The organism is Paenibacillus sp. MMO-58 (genome assembly GCF_037146255.1).
Classification (GTDB): Bacteria; Bacillota; Bacilli; order Paenibacillales; family Paenibacillaceae; genus Pristimantibacillus.
This window is the reverse complement of the sequence record NZ_JBBCVY010000007.1, coordinates 57,089-77,452: the sequence shown is the minus strand read 5'-3', so window position 1 is coordinate 77,452 and position 20,364 is coordinate 57,089. Positions and strand designations below refer to the sequence as shown.

The following is a 20,364-nucleotide window of genomic DNA, read 5'->3' as shown; positions in this document are numbered from 1 at the left end:
CAGCCTGTTCCATGATATCTTATATCTCTATTGTAATCATTATGCTTGGCTGGAAGAGGAATGTCAAAGTCAAGGCAGTCTGCCAGGGATGGCAAAATGACGTAAACAAATGTTGCAACTTTTTAAGACATTATCGAGTCTATTCGTTTATAGTAGAGAGGAAAGAACGTACACGTTCCTAAACAAAAACAAGCAAGAATAAGGAGAGCAGCATGAGAAGAAACGTACAAAGACGAAAAAGACGCGGATTAGCTTTTCTGGCGGTATGCGTGGTTGCTATTGCAGTCATTCTGTTTATCCGCTACGAAAATTTGACGGCCGAGGCTCCGGAAGAGACAGCGGCTAATAGCCAGAATTCAGAACAACCTTCACCTACGGCATCGGATGAGCCTGCCGTTTCGGACGAGCCTACTGATACACCAACCGACACACCTTCTAGTACGCCGTCCGAGAAACCGTCGGACAAGCCTACTAATACACCGGCTGACAAGCCTGCAATTGCTACGGCGGGAGAAGAGGACGGCTATGCGGTTGTCGCTCAGCCTGCAAGTGTAGCCGTGCTGGTGGACAAGCAATACAAGCTGCCTGACAACTACGAGCCGAAGGATCTTGTTTATCCGGATGTTCGCTTTACGTTCAGCGAGAAAATCGAAAAACGCAAAATGCGCAAGGAAGCAGCGGGGGCTCTTGAAGACCTGTTTGCCGGCGCGGAGAAAGACGGCATTTACCTGGCCGGCGTCTCGGCTTACCGTTCGCAAGCAACGCAGAAGACGCTTTTCAATAATTACGTGAAAAAAGACGGCATGGAGAAAGCATTAACTTACAGCGCATTCCCGGGTACAAGCGAGCATCAGACCGGTCTTGCGATTGACGTATCCGGCAGCGACGGCAAATGTGCCGCGACGGACTGCTTCGGCGGTACTCCCGAAGCGGAATGGCTGGCGGATCATGCGCCGGAATATGGCTTCATTATCCGTTATCCGGAAGGCAAGGACGCCATTACAGGCTACAAATACGAGCCTTGGCATCTCCGCTATGTAGGCAAGGAGCTGGCTAAGGAGATTGACGATAAAGGGCTGACTCTGGAGGAGTATTATAACGCGGTTCCGGTATCAAAATAATAGAGCCGAATGGGACGGCGCTCAGCGAACAATGCGTGTATTTCATACACGGCAGAGAGCTGCGCGCCGTTACCCGTTCTTTTAGATCTTTGGCTCAAACGTTTTGCAGTCGGTTTCATCCGAGTTGCTTGCTTGATTGGAACGGTTATTCACTACATAAATCGAAGTTGCGGCACAATGATTGCCTGCTGCCCAATACTTGCAGGAGTTTACTTCGCACAGTACATCTTTAGCCATGGAAAATCACCATCCTTAAAGAATATTTGCCCAAGTGGCCATTTCGGGCCGGTTAGAGAGCTTGGGCTCCTTACTTAGGATGGACAAACGCAAACCCGTTTTATACTTATGAAGGGATGGAACAACAATGGGAAAAAAGCTTTATTTTAATCATGACGCGGGGGTTGACGATCTTGTATCGTTATTTCTCGTTCTTCAGATGAAGGATGTCGAATTGATCGGAGTATCAGTGATTCCGGCAGACGGATATTTGGAGCCGGGGATGGCGGCAAGCCGCAAAATCATCGACCGTTTTGGGGTGACGGGAACAAGCGGCAAAGTGGAAGTTGCCCGCTCGAATTCGAGAGGACGCAATCCGTTTCCGGCGGAATGGCGGATGCATACGTTTTTTGTTGATGCGCTGCCGATTTTGAACGAACCTGGCGTTATCCGTACGCGCGAGGCGGGAGTGCCTGCCCATAAGCATATGATTCAGCAGCTTCTGGCGTCCGATGAGCCAGTGACGCTGCTGTTCACCGGTCCTCTGACGGACTTGGCGAGAGCGCTTGACGAAGCGCCGGAGATTGAGAAGAAGATCGAGAAGCTGGTATGGATGGGCGGTACCTTTAATGAAAAAGGGAACGTTCAGGAGCCGGAGCATGACGGTACGGCGGAATGGAACGCCTTCTGGGATCCGGAAGCGGTAGATCGCGTGTGGAACAGCGGAATCAAGATCGAGCTCGTAGCGCTGGAAAGTACCAATAAAGTGCCGCTTACCGTGCCGGTGCGCAACCGCTGGGCCTCGCTTCGGAAGCATGCCGGGCTGGACTTCGTGGGGCAATGTTATGCCGCATGTCCGCCGCTTGTCTTTATGGAAACGAACTCCACTTATTACTTGTGGGATGTTCTGACGACAGCGGTCGTAGGCGATCCAAGCCTAGTTGAAATGAAGACCGTCCACAGCGCTGTCATCGCTGACGGCCCTAGTCAAGGCCGAACAGTCGAGACAGCGGATGGACGGCCCGTAAGCCTTGTTTATGACGTGGAGCCGGAACGGTTCTTCGATTACATTACGTCGCTGTCGCAAAACGCCGTGCTGAATCCTGCGGAATAGTTAGTCCATTTCATAAATCGAACCGGATTTGCTCGCGTACAGCTCGGCATAGACCTTCTCCGCATACGCATCGGTCATGCCGGAAATATAGTCCGCGATAAAGCGGGCCCAGGTCCAATTGTGCTTGTGCTGCTCGAAGCTTGCCACCCAGTCCGGCGGCAGAATCAAGCGGCCTTGCTCGGGCCTTTTGAAGCTGTCCCACAGACGGCGGATCATGATTTCGCTGCGCATTTGCAGCCGCTGTACGCGGAAATCCTTAATCAGCGTTACCCACGCAAGCTTCTTCAATATTTCCATCGTGCGCAGCAGGTCGATATCCTGCTGGCCATCCAGCACGAACGTTACCTTCTTCCAGCCTTTTACCGGATCTTCGATAATCCCGACGCGCCCGGCAAATACGCTGACCCACCGCGCTTTCATCTCCCTGCGCGTTCTGGACGATTCATGATCGTACAGGGCATAAAGCTCTTCCCATTGCAGCAGATAAGCGGCAAGCACCCGCTTGACCATCGCCGGAATATCCACCTGATCCCAGCCCACGTCCATGTTGCCTTGATCTTCCACGATTTCCTGCACCAGATTGTCGATCAGACGCTGATCCTCAAAGAACGTGCGGTTCATTTGAATTTTGCCGGCACGGATGCCGTCTTCAATATCGTGGGTGGAATAAGCGATGTCATCGCATAGATCCATCAGTTGAGCTTCCAATGTGGAGCAGCCCACGGGCATTGCCCATTGCTGGCGGATATGGTGAATGGCATGCCATTCGGAGCTGTACAGCCCCTTCAGCCTACCCGGTTCGTCAAGGGAATAAGGGTATTTATTTATGGCAAGCAGCACGGCTGCCGTCAGATCCAGGCCGCTGCCGCTGCCGGCGCGTTTCTCCAGAAACATGAGGATGCGGAAGTTTTGCGCGTTGCCCTCGTAGGCGAGGCCATGCTCCTCGAGCAATAGGCGGTTCAGCACCTCCTCGCCTTTATGGCCAAACGGCGGATGCCCGAGATCATGGGCAAGCGCGGCGATTTCCACGACGGACGGATCCATGATGAGGCCGGGATGCTCTTTTTTGCTCAGAAAAGGGTACTGCTTCCCCAGTCGCCTGGCCACTTCCCGCGCAATCTGCGATACCTCGAGGGAATGGGTTAATCTCGTCCGGTAATAGTCGCCCGATCCGGCGCCAAACACCTGCGATTTGCCTTGCAGCCGCCGGAAAACGGGGGATTGAATAAGCCTTGCATAATCCCGTTCGTATTCGTCTCGTTCTTCGCTGAATGTGCCGAGCGCTGGTTCGTCTAATCGAAATTTGCGTAAATCCATGGTTCTTCCTCCTATGCCGCCCGCACTTTTTTTCTGAAAATTGTAACATATTTGTTTCTTAATAAGAATGTTTGTGTAAGGTTTGAACATCTTTCCTGCTTGAGGTATGCTCTAGTTAATGTTTTTATCCATATATTGAGGGGCTCGTCTAGCTATGAATGTCTTACAGGATGTTTCCACGGTCTTTATCGTCTTGAATATATTGCTGGCATTGACCGTTATTTTCCTCGAGCGAAAGGATGCAAGATCGACGTGGGCCTGGCTGATGGTGCTGTATTTCCTGCCAGGGGTCGGATTCGTGCTTTATCTTATTCTCGGGCAGCGGCTGCGCAAGCGGAAGCTGAACAAGATGTTGCTCGAAAGCCAGCGTATTATTGAAGATTCCATTGAAGCTCAGAAGCTTCAACTGGAGGAGCGGCATATCATTTTTAACGATCCCGCTACGATTAACTATCAGAGCATGATTCACATGAATCTGGTGGGCAGCTATTCCCTGTATACGCAAAACAATGCGGTGCAGATCTTTACAACGGGGAAAAGCAAATTCGATGCGCTGCTGCGCGATATCGAGTCCGCACAACATCATATTCACCTTGTCTATTACATTGTGCGTGACGATAAGCTTGGCAACCGCCTGATCCAGGCTCTGGTGGAGAAAGCGAAGCAGGGGGTACAGGTTCGGTTCCTGTACGACCATATCGGCAGCAAGGGGCTGCCGCGGAAGTTTTTCAAGGAGCTGCGGGAAGCGGGCGGGCAGGCAGCAGCCTTTTTTCCGTCTCGTATACCTTATCTTAATTTGAAGATCAATTTCCGGAATCATCGCAAGCTTGTAATCGTTGACGGGCGGATCGGCTATATCGGGGGCTTTAATATCGGGGATGAGTATATGGGCCGCGACAAGTATTTCGGCGAATGGCGGGATACGCATCTGCGTCTGGAGGGACGTGCCGTTCTGCAAATGCAGGCGCAGTTCCTGATGGACTGGAATCTGGCTTCCGCGGGAATGGTGGAGCTGGATTATCATTACTTCCCGCGCCACTTCCAAGCAGTAGGGACGATCGGCATGCAGGTCGTGGCAAGCGGACCCGATTCGGAATCCCAGCAGATTAAGGATGCTTACATCAAGATGATTTATTTCGCGAAAAAAAGCATCTATCTGCAGACTCCTTATTTTGTCCCGGACGAGAGTCTGATGACCGCGCTCAAGACGGCCGCTATGTCGGGGATTGAAGTGAAGGTCATGCTGCCGGGCAAGCCCGATCATTTCTTCGTGTATTGGGCGACCCATTCTTATTTGAACGAACTGCTCGCCGCGGGCGGCAAATGCTACATTTACGAACGGGGCTTCCTGCACGCGAAAACGCTTGTCATTGACGGTCAGCTTGCTTCCGTCGGTACGGCCAATATCGATAACCGCAGCTTTAAGCTGAACTTCGAGATGAACGCCTTTATCTATGACAGCGCAACGGCAGGCGAGCTGGAGAGATTGTTTGATCTTGACCTGCAGGATTGTCATGAATTAACCTTCGAGGATTATTTGAAGCGGCCTCTGATGAACAAGTTCAAAGAGTCCATCGCCCGGCTGTTATCGCCTATTCTATAAAATACGCACGCAAAAAGGGATTCCGCTTATCAATGATAACCGGAATCCCTTTACCTTTCTGAATCGCAATTATTCAATTTCGTAACGCTCCATTCTACAACTTGCGTTGCCTTAATCTTGCTAACGAATAAGTATTGATCGGGTCTAAGTGACAAGAGACGAATTTGAGTTCCCGCATGTCCGGTTTACCTTGCGATCTCCTTCCCGGAAATAGTGAGGACATGCTTCGCTAACTTACTTCAATGGTCTATCCCCTCTCGTGTGGTGTAGGTCTATCATAAACTATTATTTCAATTTTGTAAATATTCTGATAATTATTTTTCGTAAAGTTTGGCTACTCATTCTAAAGCGGGAGAATAGCGCATATAGGCAGAGAGTCCCGGTTGATCTTCCTATCCCTTAGATTTATACTTAGTCTAAATTAACTTGTATTGAAGGAATGAATAATGATGACCAAGATAAATTTAACCGTACAGCGCAAAACGATTCTCGAGGCGATTCAGGAGTCTCATGATCACCCGACAGCAGCGGATATTATTGAAAGATTACGCGACAAAGGCGTCAGCTTTGCGTACGGAACGGTATACAATTCGCTCCGTTATTTAACCGACGCCGGACTTATCCGGGAGCTCAAGCTAGGCGAGGCCGTCAGCCGCTATGACGCCAGAATGGACGATCACCATCATATTATGTGCAAAGAGTGCGGGCGCGTAGAGGAAGTGTTGACCGAGCTGCCCCAGGAATGGATGAAGAAAATCGCAGCGGAAACAAAGTTTAAAGTTCAGGATGCACACGTTGTATTAGAGGGGGTATGCGAATTATGCGCCAGCAAGTAGAAGATAACCGTATGGAAGGGGCGCCATCCGGCGAGTCGATGGAGGGGAAGGCATGTTCCCTGACCAAGCGGATTATGACGGTTAGTCCTTTTCCCGAGCGGATGAACAGCCTTCTGCATCTGCTTACGGCGGAATGCTTCGATCTGTTCTCGCTCCACGATTTGAACAAGGCCTTCGTCAGCAGCCTGCAGCCGGAGCTGATTATTTACGATGCCACTCCGCATCCGCTTATTCCGGATGCCGTAGATGCCCTTCATGCGGCGATGACGCAAACTTCTCCCATTAACGGCGCATCCCTTCTGTATCTGGTCCACGAGGATGCCCGTGTTATGGCAGCGGTTATCCCGAAACATGCCGAGCTGCTCGTATGGCCCTCGAATCCGCAGGAGGCCCTTAACCAGATCAACCGGATGCTCGGCGAGTGGAAGGCTCCCGATCTGTCCAGCTACCGGTTCAAGGATCTGACCGTTGACCTGAAGAAAATGACGGTGTTTCGCGGCAGCGAGCGGATTGAGCTGACCAAGACGGAATATGATCTTTTACTTATGTTTCTGACCTCGGGCGGAGCGGTGCTCACGCGCGAAGCGATGTTTGACGCGGTCTGGGGTAGCCAGTATTTCGGGGGAAGCAATGTCGTGGATGTGCATATCAAGACGCTCCGCCGCAAGCTGAAGGACAGCGCGGTAGCGCCTCATTATATCGCGACCGTTCGCGGAGTCGGCTATCGGCTGGTAGAGGAACGGGGCAATTGAGAGGGAGTGCAGGGACCTTCTTCATCTGTTCTTCATTAGGTTTTCATCCAACGTTCATGACAGGGTTGATCCGTAAACGTACAATAGGATTATAAGATTTAGATCAAGTCTAAATATAAATAATCCGGAGGTACCGATATGATCAACCGTTTAACGACTAATCAAGGCACGCCAGTTGGCGATAATCAAAACTCCAGAACAGCCGGACAACACGGCTCGACACTCTTGGAGGATTACCATCTGATCGAGAAGATCGCCCATTTTGACCGCGAACGTATTCCAGAGCGCGTGGTGCATGCGCGCGGGGCTGGCGCGCATGGCGTATTCCGGGCAACCAACAGCATGAGTGCCCATACAAAGGCTGTGTTCCTGCGGGAAGCGGGCAAAGAAACGGATGTGTTTATCCGGTTCTCCACCGTTATTCACGGAACAGGTTCGCCGGAGACGGCGCGCGACCCGCGCGGTTTTGCGGTGAAGTTCTACACGGAGGAAGGCAACCTGGATATCGTCGGCAACCATTTGCCGGTCTTCTTCATCCGCGATGCAATCAAATTCCCGGATATGGTGCATTCGCTTAAGCCTTCTCCGCGCACGAATATTCAAGAGCCGGGGCGTTATTGGGACTTCATGACGCTGTCGCCGGAATCGACCCATATGCTCACTTGGGTATTCTCCGATGACGGCACCCCTGCTTCCTACCGCGAAATGGACGGTTTTGGCGTTCACGCGTTCAAGTGGATAAATGATGAGGGTAAAGCAACGTACGTGAAATACCATTGGAAATCGAAGCAGGGAGTCCGCAACTTAACGGCTGCCGAAGCCGGCGAGATGCAAGGCAAAGACTTTAACCACGCGACCCGGGATTTGTACGATTCCATCGAACTGGGCCAATATCCGGAATGGGATCTGCATGTGCAGCTGATGCCGGTTGAGCATCTGGACCGTTATTCGTTCGACCCGCTTGATCCAACGAAGATTTGGCCAGAGGATATGTATCCGCTGCAGCTTGTCGGCACCATGCAGCTGAACCGCAATCCGGACAATTATTTTGCCGAAGTCGAGCAGGCTGCTTTTTCGCCTAGCGCGCTAGTGCCAGGCATTGAGCCTTCGGAAGACAAGCTTCTCCAAGGCCGTCTGTTCTCGTACCCGGATGCGCAGCGCTACCGTCTTGGGGCCAACTATCTTCATATACCGGTCAATTGCCCTTACGCGCCGGTTCGCAACCATCAGCGTGATGGCGCGATGACGATGAAGGCCGACCCTTCAACCGTTAACTTTGAGCCAAACAGCTCTTCCGGAAGCCCGCAGGAAGTTCCCGAGTATAAGGACAGCAACGCGCCATTGCATGGCTATGCCGGACGTCAGAAGATCGACAAGACCGACGATTTCACGCAGGCAGGCGAGCGCTACATGTCACTGTCCCCGCAGCAGAGGGACAATCTGGTCAGCAACCTGGTCAACGACCTGAAGCAAACAAGCGAAAATATCCAGCTGCGTGCCGTATGCAACTTCTTCCGCGCTAACGTGGAATTCGGTATCCGCCTTTCGAAAGGGCTTGGCGTAGATATCAACGCATATATGCAGCACCAGCGTTAATCATAGAAAGCCAACGGCCGAAGCCAATCGATTGACGATTGAGCTTCGGCCGTTATTTTTGAATTATAAGAAAGTATAAACTTTTGTTATACTGTACTTAATCTTCGTAAACGATTACATAACGAGAGGTGAGAGGATGCAATATCGCGGGTTAGGTTCATCGGAATTGAAAGTTAGCGAGATCAGCTTCGGAACATGGGCGATTGGCGGTGCCTGGGGCAACGTCAACGATAAGGAATCGCTCTTGGCGCTTGAGGCTGCCATCGATAAAGGCGTCAACTTCTTTGATACGGCCGACGTGTACGGCGACGGCCACAGCGAGCAGCTGCTCGCGCAGGCTACCAAAGGGCGCGAGGATGAGATTTATATTGCGACGAAATTTTGCCGCGCGGGAGATATTCATGATCCGGCGACCTATTCGGAGGCTTCGGTCCGCGCTTATTGCGAAGCCAGCCTGAAGCGTCTGGAGCGCGAACGGATTGATCTGTACCAGATCCATTGCCCGCCAATGTCGATCCTGAAGGATGGAACCGTGTTTGAGGTGCTGGACAAGCTGCAGCAGGAAGGCAAAATCCGTCATTACGGCGTAAGCGTGGAATCGGTGGAGGAAGGGCTCTTCTGCCTGGAGCAGCCGAATGTGCGCGCGCTTCAAGTTATCTATAATATTTTCCGCCAGAAGCCGCTTGAGCTGCTCAATGAAGCGCATCGGCGCGGAGTGGGAATCTTGGTTCGCCTGCCGCTTGCTAGCGGTCTGTTGACGGGTAAGTTCACGGCATCGTCCACTTTCGAAGCGGATGACCACCGCCGCTTTAACGAGAACGGCGAAGCGTTTAACGTGGGGGAGACATTTGCCGGACTAGGCTTTGCCAAAGGCGTTGAGCTGGCCGACCAGCTGCGCTGGATTGAGGACGGCCGCGGCAATATGACGCGTGCTTCGCTGCGTTGGCTGCTTGATCATGAAGCCGTCACTTGCGTGATCCCGGGCTTCCGCAACGTCCGTCAGGTGGAGGATAATCTTGCGGCTCTGGAAGTGCCTTCGTTTACGGTTGAAGAGCGTGAGCGCCTTGCGGCATTCTATAAGGAACAGGTTCATCCGTTTATCCGCGGATCGTACTAATTGGATCGTTCGACAGGCAAAAACTTGCGAGCGCGGAAGGTTTGCACTGTTGAAAATTTTGCAGTACGATGGATGTAGCTAACCTATTTTGAAATGAGGATAGATAACGATGCTATCTGCAAATACACATCTCATTCAAGTGGCGTCCATCGTTTTTTCGGTTTGTGCCGGTCTGACGCTTATCATTCTTCGCATGCGGGCGGGCAAACAGCCGACGAGCCTGCGTAAAATCATCGCCCCGCCGCTTGGCATGTCGACGGGCTTTATCATGTTTGCTTTTCCGGTTACCCATATTCACTGGCTGTGGGGGTTATCGGCTTTCGGCACGGGGCTCTTAATCTTCTCGTTCCCGCTGATCGTCACGACACGTCTTGAGAGAGTCGAATCCGATATATTCGTCCGCCGTTCCAAGGCGTTTATCTTTATCATGCTGACCTTGCTGGCAATCCGGCTAGCGCTGCACAGCGTAGTCGAGCAATATATGTCAATCCCGCAGACGGGGGCTTTGTTCTATCTGCTCGCGTTTGGGATGATTCTCCCGTGGCGTTTCGCCATGGTTGGCGACTATATGCGATTGCAAAAGGCAGAAATGTAAGGAGTAGGGGGCGTGCCGCGTGCACGCCCTTTTTTTGACCGCAATCAAGCGGTCGTTTATTTTCGATTCATGGACAAGGTCCTTCCGTGCTGTAGTGCTGTAAGACGGGAAAACCGACTTATTGGCTTTGTTGCCCGGTGTGTTGAGGTGGAGAGGGTAGCTTTAAGAGGAAAAACCAGACTTATTGGGTTGATTGCCCGTTGCGTTGATGTGGAGCGGTAGCTGCAAGAGGGAAATTTCCTCTTAAATTTGTATCCGTAATGGTCAGCACAATGTTTGACACAGGGTATCGGAATGTGATATAAATTGTATACAATTTAATTTTGATCAAACCATTTTTATTCAGAGGAGGATTCATCATGAGCGTTTATTCATTTGAAGCAGATACAATTAGAGGGCAGCGTGTTAGTCTGGAGGATTACAAGGGCAAGGTGCTGGTCATCGTAAATACAGCAAGCAAATGCGGCTTCACGCCTCAGTATTCCGATCTGCAGAAGGTATACGAGCAATATAAGGATCAAGGACTCGAAATTCTGGGCTTCCCGAGCAATCAGTTCGGCGAACAGGAGCCGGGATCGAACTCGGATGTGCAGGAATTCTGCCAGATCAACTATGGCGTATCCTTCCCGCTGTTTGCGAAAACGGATGTCCGCGAGGAATCGGCTCATCCATTGTTCAAATATTTGACGGAGCAGGCTCCGTTCCACGGCTTTGACACCTCGGAGCCAAGCGGCAAAATGCTTCATGCTTTCCTGTCGGAGAAGCTGCCTCATTACTTGGAAGGCAATGACGTGAAATGGAACTTCACGAAGTTTCTTATTGACCGCCAGGGCAATGTAATCAAACGGTTCGAATCGACGGACGAGCCGCTGAATATGGTCGAAGATATTCAAAAACTGCTGTAATTGTAATCCCATACGGCGTTAATGAAAAGCTCGTGCTGCCCGCATAAGGCCGCATGGGCTTTTTTTGCTGTGCAGCTCAAACCTCCCACCAGATGACCTCCGCGCAGACCCCCAACAGGCCAAGTACGGTCAAAGAGCCTACTACGTTAACGGTTAAAGTCTGTCCCGGCGGTACCGCGACGCCCCCGCCAACGGAAAAGGAGAACGGCCCCGGCTGCAGCGGATAAAGAGTAAAAGCCGTCCCGCCCGTTACGGCGTTAATGGAGGTGGTAACGGAAGCAACGCTGGACGTCCCGCTTCCCAAGTTAAGATTGACCGGCGTTACGGTCGTTGGAGAAGCGACGGTTCCGCCGCTGTAGACCGTTACTTGCGCGGAAAAGCTCGAGAGCAGGCTTAACGAAATGTTTGTGTACCCGATGATCTGTCCGAGGTACACGGTTTTACCGCCGCCCGGCGGATTGGCTAAACGGATTGAAATGTTTACGCTTCCCCCTAAGGCCCCCAAGGACAGGCTGTTGGAGGCACTTATGCTAAAGGAGCCGCCAGCTTGTACGGAAGTGCCGGACTGAGCCGGAATTTCGGATCCGGGCTGCGTGTAGGAGTTGGTTGCCGCTCCGTACAAGGGCCCATTGGAGCCGTCGAATATCGGGTTATTCGGCATTAAAACTCCCACCACGAAATATTGGCCGCCGCCGTAATGGCACCGGTACCAACGGAAATGGTGACTGAACGGTTAGGCGCTACAATAAGTCCTTCTGCAAAAGCAACCTCAAACAACCCCGCCGCCAGCAGAGTGGTATAGAACAGCGTTGGTGTGCCCGATACGCTGCCGGTTGCTACCCGTGAGGTAGCCACGCTTGTTGTCGTGTTCCCTAGCTGCATGTTAAACGGAGTTGGCGTTGTCCCGCCCGTGACCGTACCTCCCGAATAAAGATTCACCGTTGCTGCCGCACTCACCCCGCCGCTAATTTTTGAAAGATACAGCGATCTTCCGCTACCGTTTGGATTGAATATCTGAATCAATAAGTTGGAGCCCGCGCCTACGGCCGTGCTAGCCGAAGTAACCATAAAAAACCGGCCGCTTGCAGCAGCGTCTTCTTCAGGAGGAGCCACGATGGCAGGACTGCTGTAGCGGTTATTCAGCAAAATATAAAGCGGATTGTTCTCGCTGTTGAATACGGAGTAATTCGTCAATTGTCCCCACCTCTTGTATCGAAATGCTTGCCACATTATATGGTGGAAAAGCCGGATTCGCATGGGGATTTACCGATGAGGCGGAAGTTAGGTGAATCCACAGGCGTCAATCGCCGCCGCCGACAAATTCGTTTACACATAAAGTAATGGAAGCATGGACATCGAGGAGAAGAGGAGAAATGGGAAAAGCAGCAGGATGCAAACATAGAAGACCACGCCGTTGCCGCAAAAAGCCTTTAAAGCCCAGAAAACGCCATATCCCCCGAAGACGTGTTTGCCGCAGGGGCAAAGACGGCAGCTGTTGTCAAAGTTTCCGATCCATTGAGTATGAAGAAGCTGCGACCTCGGATGAATTCGTCCCAATGCCCAAACAAGACACGGCTTTGGACTTGGTGTTTTCTTACGCAGTACTGAATCGGGGGGGAAATGCAGCCGTTGTACGTCTGGAGGTTGGCCCGAACGGAGTGGATTTCGCAAGCGACTACGAGAGCGTTGTTGAGCCGGGTGGCATGGCTATTATGACTCCGTCGAGATTTATGCATTTTACAAGACTCTCGATAAGGTCGCAGCAGCCAGGGGCTCCAACTTTAATCCAGGTGTATTATCAGGCGCAGCGAGCCCAGATGACTCCGGTTCATGAATTTCATTTTCTAAGAGAAAATAGGTGATGGGAAGAAATGCCAAACTTTTCGACATTTAATCCGAATCCGGATAATTTACGCACTTTAATCTTTGGCAAAGACAGTACGGATACGGCGCGGCCGCTGGCCGTGGACACAAGCGGTAATCTGGTTACCGTAATGCTAGACGGTACGATCAGCAGTATTCTGGGTGTAACGATTACGGCCGGGACAGTGGCAATCTCCGGCGGCACGGTTGGGGTGACCGGAACGGTGGCCCTGTCCGGAGGAACGGTAGACGCCACGATTACGGGCGGTACGATCAGCGCTGTACTTGGCACCACGATTACGGCGGGGACGGTGGCGATCTCCGGCGGTACGGTCGAAGTATCCGGCGGCACAGTCGCCGTATCTGGCGCAACAGTTACGGGCGGTACGGTAGATGCGTTGCTTGGCGCAACGATCACGGCGGGGACATTGGATGCTGTGCTTGGCGCGACGATTACCGCAGGAACTTTGGATGCCGTGTTAGGGGCGACAATTACAGCCGGAACGATTACAGCCGTGCTCGGCACCACGATTACGGCGGGTACAGTAGCGGTCTCCGGAGGAACAATTGCGCTGTCGGGCGGCACGGTGGCGGTGTCTGGCGCGACGATCACGGCGGGAACACTGGATGCGTTGCTGGGAGCAACCATTACAGCCGGCACATTGGATGCGTTGCTAGGAGCAACAATCACGGCCGGAACGATCACGGCAGTACTTGGAACGACAATCACAGCCGGTACGGTGGCGATTTCCGGAGGGACAGTTGCGCTGTCGGGTGGTACGGTTGCGGTGTCTGGCGCGACAATCACGGCGGGCACGCTAGATGCGTTATTGGGAGCAACGATTACAGCCGGAACACTAAATGCATTGCTAGGAGCAACAATCACGGCGGGAACGTTGACGGCCGTTCTCGGCACGACAATCACAGCTGGTACGGTAGCCGTATCCGGAGCAACGATAACCGCAGGAACGTTGGATGCCTTGCTTGGAGCGACGATCACAGCGGGAACGTTGACAGCGGTGCTTGGCACGACAATCACCGCAGGTACAGTGGCGGTGTCTGCAGCAACGATCACCGGTGGCACATTAAATGCCGTCCTCGGCACAACAATTACAGCCGGTACCGTGACTGCGTTGCTCGGAGCAACCATTACCGCTGGTACTTTAAGCAGCGTCACTTCAATTTCTCAAAAGAGCTTCCAAGAAGTAGCGAACCTGAATAACCTAACAGCAGATGCGTATACGGCTGTACCGGCCATTACGACCAGCGTATTCGGCACTTATTCTTACTTTGTCTATAACAAAGGTCCGGGAACGAATGCAGCGACTGCACGTGTTGAGATCAGCGCCAACGGAACGAACTGGTATACCGACGTGGAGAGCGTAACGGGAATCGCGGTAGGCTCGGTTGACGTGCTGGTGCCGCAGCGTTTCCTGAAATATACGAGACTGGCCTACCGTTCGACAACGACCGGAAGCCCAACCACCGTCGACGTATACTTCAATGGCCAAGGCACGTAGGCTTACGGAGTAAGAATTACCGCAAAAGACGCGCTAATTCTTGGCGTATGCTTACGAAGTGAGATTACCGCAAAACAGCGCTAATTCTTGGCGTATGCTTACGAAGTAAGAATTACCGCAAAAACCGCGCTAATTCTTTTTAGGAGGGTTATAAAATGTTGCTCGGCGTTCACATCATCGTACGCAATGAAGAGGATATGCTTCCGGAATGCCTGGACAGCATTCGCGGCATAGCCGATGAGCTCATCGTTGTCGACACGGGTTCTACGGACGGAACGGTGGACATTGCCCTGCGGTATGGAGCAAGAGTGATTAAGGCGGAGTGGAAGGATAACTTCTCCTCCGCCCGCAATCTGGCATTAGAGCATGCACGCACCATATGGGTTCTGGTTCTGGATGCGGATGAACGGCTGAGAGGCGATTTGCAGTCGCTGAGGCAGGCGCTGCGAAAAGCCGATTCGTCTGCTTACCGGCTGCGAATGGAGCATCTGCTCGATGCCTCCAATACGGGACGCAGCATGACAAGCGAAGCCGTGCGTCTGTTCCGTGCGGACCGCGGCTATTCCTATTATGGTGAAATTCATGAGCAGCTCGTCCGTATCCGGGAGATGGAGGGCGGCAGCGTCATGATGGATGTGGACGGTCCGCTATGCGCCGGCACTCCTCACATTGCCCATATCGGGTACATGCCGGATGTGCTGCGGCGCAAATCCAAAGCGGAACGGAATTTACGGGTCATTTCCAGGCAGCTGACCAAGCGGCCGAATGACCCTTTTTGTCTATACAATTACGGAGTTACGCTATGCCAGCTTGGAAATGCGGAAGAAGCGGCGGCGGCCTTCGACAAAGCGCTTGGCTACACGCCTCTAACCGCTCCGTACCGGCCGACGCTGGTTAGAGATTATGCAACTACGCTCCTTGCTCTATCCCGGAATGGGGAAGCTGCCGAGCTGCTTCGGGGGGAGACACTCCGGTATCCCGATTACCCGGACCTGTATCTGCTGCAGGGCAACAGCTTGTCGGCGGCAGGAATGCTAGTGGAAGCAAGGACAGCCTATGAAGCTGCCATAGAAGCGGGCTCTAGACCCCATTCCTATATTTCCGAAAATGGAGCGGGCAGCTACCAGTCACAGCTTCGCCTGGCATCCGTATTGCAGCGGACAGGGGAGGCTGAAGCAGCCCTGCTGGCATATGAAACCTTGCTTGGCGCCAAGCCGGGATGGGAAGAGGGTTTGTCAGCCTGGGCGGATTACCTTCAGCAGCTTGGCTTGTCCGACCAGGAGATCCGCGAAAGATTAAGCGATTTTACCGGCGATGAAGGTGCGGAGCCGCATAAGCTGATGGCTCGCGTCTTAAGCCGTATCGGCGCCAACAGTATGGCTTTGCCGCTGTGGAGGGAAGTGATACAGTCGGCATCCGCGTCAACGGCAGCTGGTGACCCAATGCCGGAACAGCTCCTTTTGTCCGATATACGAGGGTTTGCGGACTGTCTGATCGGGACCGGTCAGTATGCGGAGGCGGCTTTACAAATTCGGACTTGGCTTCAGGCGGTTCAACCGTACGCAGAAGAAGTGCCTTCACATGAGATCCTTCAGCTAGGCATGGAGTGGGCTTTATGCCGCTGGAATGACGGGGTGCAGATCAGCTGGGAGGAATTGCGGGCTGTTCTTGGGGGAGGGCCTGTTGCCCGCGAGGCGGAGCAGCTAAATGGCTGGCTTCCGGCGGCGCAAGGGCCGCAGAACAAAATCGCGAAGGAGCAGGAGCTCGCTGCTGCTGTCCGCTGGCTGGAAACGGCGGTGAGCCGGGGAATGCTGCGCCTTGCGCACCGGCTGGCAGGCGGCTTTTACGGACTGAAGCCGTATTTTGAAACCCTTCTCTATGACCACGGTTATGTGGATGCCGCCGCTGAACAGATGCTGGACCGTTACGAGAAGGAGGGCCGTCTGACAGGGGAGCAATCCTTCCGTTTGGGGGAACTACTCTATTTGAAAAAGCTGCACAACGAAGCCTTATCCTTGTTCGATAGTTCAGCGGAAAACGACAAAAGCGGCGTTTACGCGGAAAGAGCGCGGCTTGGAGCAGCCGCAGCCTGCCTGCAGCTTGCTATTGAAGCTCTTCAGCCGGATGAATATAGCGGTACCCGCAATTGGGACGGCAGCTGGTCGGAGCCGGACCGGGTGAAGCTGCAGGAAGCATTGCTCCGAGTAGAGTGGATGGGCTGGCAGACCAGCTGGAACGGGCGGCAAAGGAGGCGCGTGAATGGCGGAACAGCGGAAGCGGATTTCCTTATGCATGATCGTTAAGAACGAGGAAAAGCATTTGCCCGGCTGTCTTGACAGCGTGCTAGGCATAGCCGACGAAATCATTATCGTCGATACCGGTTCGACCGATGGAACCATTGCCATAGCCGAGCGTTACGGAGCGCAGGTGATCCGGAGCGGGTGGGAGCATGATTTTGCCAAAGCCCGCAACAAAGGGCTAGAGCGGGCTAACGGGGAATGGATTCTGTTCCTTGACGCGGATGAACAGCTGGACGCGGCAACAAAACCTCAGCTGCTCGAGTATGCCGGCCACGCGGAACTGTCCGCGCTGCTGCTCCAGATCAGAAACCAGGTTGGGCCCGACCATGATCAGGGCTCCACGATCCATCCCGTGCTACGGATGTTCCGGAATGATCCTGCCCACCGGTTCGAGGGACGGATTCATGAACAGATTTCGTTTTCGATTTTGCGGAAAAACCCGTCGGCCCGTTTTCATCTGACGGATGTCATTATTCATCATTATGGCTACAGAACGCAGGTGGTGGCGGAGAAAAACAAGCTGCAGCGCAATATGGAGCTGCTTGAGCTTGCGCTTGCGGAAGACCCGGGCAATACGTTCCACCGCTATAATATCGGGGTTGAATATTTGCGGAATAACCGAGCGGCCGAAGCGCTGGAAGCGTTCCGGATTGCCAAGCGATCCGCCGGATTTGAGCAGCTCTCTTATGCGCATCTGGTGCTGAAATACGAATCGCTTAGTCTCCAGCTGCTTGGCAGATGGGAGGAAGCCGCTACTGCGGCGAAGGAAGGCTCCGCTATTTTCCCGGACTATACGGATTTGTGGCATTATGTTTCGCTTTGCTTAGCGAGTACCGGACGGTTCAAGAATGCGATGGAAGCCGCCGAAAAAGCGCTGGAGCTAGGAGCAGCGCCCGCACGCTACCATACGGAGGACGGAATGGGAACGTTCCGGACGGCTTATTTGCAAGGACGAATCTATGAAGCACTGCATGATGAGCAGGGCGTGGAGCAGGCATACATGAGGGCGCTGCGGTTTAAGCCCAGCCTGCTCCCGCCGCTTTTCCGGCTTTGCAAATACATGAGGACCGCCGGCCGCGAAGGCCAGCTTGCCGCCTGGATGGCAAGGCGGATCGCCTGCCCGGATGAAGCGGCTATGCTGAAGCTGGCCGGGGTTATGGTGGCTAGCGGCTGCCCGGACAGCGCGGTTGCGTATTTGGAATGGCAAGCCGAACTGTACAAGGAGCCTAGGCTCCGGCACTCTCTTTCCGCGCAGGCGAATGCTTTGCGCGATGGGGATTACAGCGGGCTGCCTTTTGCGGGCTGGCTTGGCAAGGATGAGGCGGAAGATACGCTGTCATCCGCGGTACATTGGAGGGCGCGAGCGGAGCAGTATTTGGAACGGGTACAGCAGTCGAAGGAACGCCCTGTCGAAAGGCAGGCCGTTCAAAGCATCCGCCTGCTGCTGCCCGGATTTGAAGGGTGGTAAGGAGGGGCCGGGATGGAAGGGAAGCTTCCGATATCGCTGTGCATGATTGTCCGGGATGAGGAATTATTCCTGCCGGATTGCCTGGCCGCGGCGGCTCCTTATTGCTCGGAGATCATAGTGGCGGATACGGGCTCGACAGACCGGACGGCAGACATAGCGGAAGCTTACGGTGCAAAAGTGCTGCGGATTGCCTGGCAGGATGATTTTGCATTGGCCCGCAATGCTGTTATCGAGCAGGCCTCCCGGCCGTGGATTCTGGTACTGGATGCGGATGAACGGCTTCTCCCGCTTCCCCTGGAGGAATGGAGACGGCTGCTGGCGGCAGAACAATGCTACGGCTATTTGATTCAGATGAGGAGCCGGGTTGAAGGCAGGAGCGGGGAGGAAGAGATCTCGGACGCGGTCTGCCGGCTTTTCCGAAACGATCCGAGGATCCGGTTCTCCGGCGCAATTCACGAGGAAGCGGCAACGGCCGTCTCGGCCTGCGGAGAAGAAGCCCTGCGTTTTGCTCCGGTTGAAGTGCTTCATGAGGGGTACCGGCATGCCATTATGGTGAGACGCGGGAAAAAAGAACGGAATAAACGGATCCTGCTCGCCGCCTTGAGCCGTGAACCGGAAAATCCGGTGCTGCGTTATGCGATGGGTACGGAGTATTTTACTTACGGGGACTGGGAGCGGGCGGCCGAATGGCTGGAGCCTATGGTGAACGGGGAAGAAGCGGGTGAAGACGCCGGTTATTTATCCGACATTTGGCTGAAGCTGGTCCATGCGCTGCGGGCGCTTGGCAGGCTGGAGGAAGCGGAGGGGTATGCCCGGAGCGGGCTAACAAGGTATGGCGATTTTCCGGATTTGCATGAAGCTTACGCGGCGGTGCTGATGGAGATGGATCGGTCTGGCGAGGCCGGGTTGGTGCTGGAGCGGGCAGGCTTGGCCGGCAACCCGTCTGCGCATTACTCTTCCGCCGCCGGCTCCGGCAGCTACCGGACGTTGCTTGCCGCCGGATATGCAGCGGAACGCAGCTATAACTGGAATAGGGCAGCCGAAGCCTATGCGGCTGCGCTTGAGGCTAATCCCGTCTATCGGCCAGCATGGGAAAGGTTAGTTATGCTGGGCATGCTTGACGCGGATCATAGAACGCATTGGTTGGCTGCGGCCAACCGCGCGGCAGCCACCGGCGATCATAGGCTTTGCCGCTTCATGCTGGAGCTGCTGGCTGACGCCGGACTTCAGCTTGAGCCCGAGGTAAGCAGCCGGCTGATGGCCGGGCTGGCGGTGGGGGAGGCTTTTTGGAGCGGCTTGCTCGCCGCGCAGCAGGGCGATCCGGCCGCTGCCAGGCAGCGCTGGGCGCAGCTGCCGGATGCGTACCCAGGCAAGGGCGAGTATCTCGCCGCCCTTGCCTGGGTGGATGGCGGGCGGGCTGAGCCGCCGCCCGCCGGGCTTGCGCACGCGCTGCTCCGCGTGCGTGCATGGCCCCCGTGGCTGCGGCTTTGCCCAGCCGCGCCAGCTTCTGCAGCGGCGCCGGTTCACGCGGCGCCGCTGCAATGGTGCGCGCTGCTAGGCGCAGCGCCGCCTGTGCCCGCGCTGGCCGCGGCACAGGGGCTGCGCGCGGCAGCGCAGCCCGGGGCGCCCGCGCGGCTTGCCGCGGGCGCATTGCACTTCGCCGCGGGCGATATGCCCGCCGCGGCGGAGCAGTTTGCGGCTGCGCGCGAAGCGGCGGCGCAGCCATGGGTCTCGCGAGCCGCCGCTGCGGGGCTCGCGGCAGCGCTTGCGGCGCGCGCCCGTAGCGGCGCGCAGGTCCCTGCGCTCGCAGCGCCCTTGCTCTGCGAGCGGGAGCTGATGCTGCGTATAACCTCCGTGCTATACAGCCTGTAAGCTCTTTTTTTCCGTGCTATACAGTTGTTTTACGTATACAGCTTCTTGCATTGCACGAAATACAGTGTATTTCTGATTTATAACCCGGTTACTGGAATTACACTGCGCGTTCTGCAGGATATTGCACTTAAACCCACCTCAATTCGCCTATCTTTGAAGGTTATACTGC

Annotated in this window: 18 protein-coding genes; 14 read left to right on the top strand and 4 right to left on the bottom strand. The window is 54.2% G+C overall.

Annotated features, from left to right (window positions below):
• Positions 1–212: 212 nt before the first annotated feature.
• Positions 213–1,121: a D-alanyl-D-alanine carboxypeptidase family protein gene (locus WFJ73_RS20610; RefSeq protein ID WP_336774831.1), complete on the top strand. Its 909-nt coding sequence runs from the start codon at positions 213–215 to the stop codon at positions 1,119–1,121.
• Between the two features lie 81 nt (positions 1,122–1,202).
• Here WFJ73_RS20610 and WFJ73_RS20605 read toward each other — a convergent pair whose 3' ends face one another.
• Complete coding sequence (locus WFJ73_RS20605; RefSeq protein ID WP_336774830.1) at positions 1,203–1,358, bottom strand: DUF1540 domain-containing protein; 156 nt, start codon at positions 1,356–1,358, stop codon at positions 1,203–1,205.
• A 127-nt stretch (positions 1,359–1,485) separates the two neighbouring features.
• On the opposite strand from WFJ73_RS20605, the gene WFJ73_RS20600 reads away from it, so the two are divergent.
• Positions 1,486–2,451, top strand: coding sequence for a nucleoside hydrolase (locus tag WFJ73_RS20600; RefSeq protein ID WP_336774829.1), 966 nt, complete (start codon positions 1,486–1,488; stop codon positions 2,449–2,451).
• Here the strand turns inward: WFJ73_RS20600 and WFJ73_RS20595 are convergent, their stop codons facing one another.
• A complete protein-coding gene (locus WFJ73_RS20595; RefSeq protein WP_336774828.1) occupies positions 2,452–3,768 on the bottom strand; it encodes a deoxyguanosinetriphosphate triphosphohydrolase family protein in 1,317 nt (438 codons plus the stop codon). It lies immediately after the preceding gene.
• A 154-nt stretch (positions 3,769–3,922) separates the two neighbouring features.
• Here WFJ73_RS20595 and cls point away from each other — a divergent pair, with 154 nt between their 5' ends.
• The 7 genes from cls (at position 3,923) to WFJ73_RS20560 (ending at position 11,172) form a co-directional block, all read left to right on the top strand.
• Complete coding sequence (gene cls, locus WFJ73_RS20590; RefSeq protein WP_336774827.1) at positions 3,923–5,371, top strand: cardiolipin synthase; 1,449 nt, start codon at positions 3,923–3,925, stop codon at positions 5,369–5,371.
• Between the two features lie 449 nt (positions 5,372–5,820).
• On the top strand, positions 5,821–6,207 hold the full coding sequence (locus tag WFJ73_RS20585) for a Fur family transcriptional regulator (protein ID WP_336775073.1): 387 nt from the start codon (positions 5,821–5,823) through the stop codon (positions 6,205–6,207).
• Positions 6,192–6,959: a winged helix-turn-helix domain-containing protein gene (locus tag WFJ73_RS20580; protein ID WP_336774826.1), complete on the top strand. Its 768-nt coding sequence runs from the start codon at positions 6,192–6,194 to the stop codon at positions 6,957–6,959. Before WFJ73_RS20585 ends, WFJ73_RS20580 begins: the two co-directional genes overlap by 16 nt.
• A 138-nt stretch (positions 6,960–7,097) precedes the next feature.
• Positions 7,098–8,555: a catalase gene (locus tag WFJ73_RS20575; protein ID WP_336774825.1), complete on the top strand. Its 1,458-nt coding sequence runs from the start codon at positions 7,098–7,100 to the stop codon at positions 8,553–8,555.
• A gap of 136 nt (positions 8,556–8,691) precedes the next feature.
• Positions 8,692–9,672 carry an aldo/keto reductase gene (locus WFJ73_RS20570; protein ID WP_336774824.1) on the top strand — a complete coding sequence of 327 codons (981 nt, stop codon included), beginning with the start codon at positions 8,692–8,694 and terminating at the stop codon, positions 9,670–9,672.
• Positions 9,673–9,781: 109 nt separating this feature from the next.
• On the top strand, positions 9,782–10,267 hold the full coding sequence (locus WFJ73_RS20565) for a CcdC family protein (protein ID WP_336774823.1): 486 nt from the start codon (positions 9,782–9,784) through the stop codon (positions 10,265–10,267).
• Positions 10,268–10,626: 359 nt separating this feature from the next.
• Positions 10,627–11,172: a glutathione peroxidase gene (locus WFJ73_RS20560; protein ID WP_248756681.1), complete on the top strand. Its 546-nt coding sequence runs from the start codon at positions 10,627–10,629 to the stop codon at positions 11,170–11,172.
• Positions 11,173–11,248: 76 nt separating this feature from the next.
• Here WFJ73_RS20560 and WFJ73_RS20555 read toward each other — a convergent pair whose 3' ends face one another.
• Both WFJ73_RS20555 and WFJ73_RS20550 read right to left on the bottom strand, forming a co-directional pair.
• The gene (locus WFJ73_RS20555; protein WP_336774822.1) at positions 11,249–11,833 is read right to left on the bottom strand and encodes a hypothetical protein; all 585 of its coding nucleotides are present in this window, start codon (positions 11,831–11,833) and stop codon (positions 11,249–11,251) included.
• Positions 11,833–12,366, bottom strand: a complete 534-nt coding sequence (locus WFJ73_RS20550) for a hypothetical protein (protein WP_336774821.1) — start codon at positions 12,364–12,366, stop codon at positions 11,833–11,835. Before WFJ73_RS20550 ends, WFJ73_RS20555 begins: the two co-directional genes overlap by 1 nt.
• A gap of 362 nt (positions 12,367–12,728) precedes the next feature.
• On the opposite strand from WFJ73_RS20550, the gene WFJ73_RS20545 reads away from it, so the two are divergent.
• The 5 genes from WFJ73_RS20545 to WFJ73_RS20525 all read left to right on the top strand — a co-directional run bounded on the left by WFJ73_RS20545 (position 12,729) and on the right by WFJ73_RS20525 (position 20,195).
• Complete coding sequence (locus tag WFJ73_RS20545; RefSeq protein ID WP_336774820.1) at positions 12,729–13,034, top strand: DUF6385 domain-containing protein; 306 nt, start codon at positions 12,729–12,731, stop codon at positions 13,032–13,034.
• Between the two features lie 9 nt (positions 13,035–13,043).
• Complete coding sequence (locus WFJ73_RS20540; RefSeq protein WP_336774819.1) at positions 13,044–14,555, top strand: DUF6385 domain-containing protein; 1,512 nt, start codon at positions 13,044–13,046, stop codon at positions 14,553–14,555.
• Positions 14,556–14,710: 155 nt separating this feature from the next.
• A complete protein-coding gene (locus WFJ73_RS20535; protein ID WP_336774818.1) occupies positions 14,711–16,858 on the top strand; it encodes a tetratricopeptide repeat-containing glycosyltransferase family 2 protein in 2,148 nt (715 codons plus the stop codon).
• On the top strand, positions 16,815–18,323 hold the full coding sequence (locus WFJ73_RS20530) for a tetratricopeptide repeat-containing glycosyltransferase family 2 protein (RefSeq protein WP_336774817.1): 1,509 nt from the start codon (positions 16,815–16,817) through the stop codon (positions 18,321–18,323). Before WFJ73_RS20535 ends, WFJ73_RS20530 begins: the two co-directional genes overlap by 44 nt.
• A 12-nt stretch (positions 18,324–18,335) precedes the next feature.
• Positions 18,336–20,195: a glycosyltransferase family 2 protein gene (locus WFJ73_RS20525; protein WP_336774816.1), complete on the top strand. Its 1,860-nt coding sequence runs from the start codon at positions 18,336–18,338 to the stop codon at positions 20,193–20,195.
• Positions 20,196–20,364 lie beyond the last annotated feature (169 nt).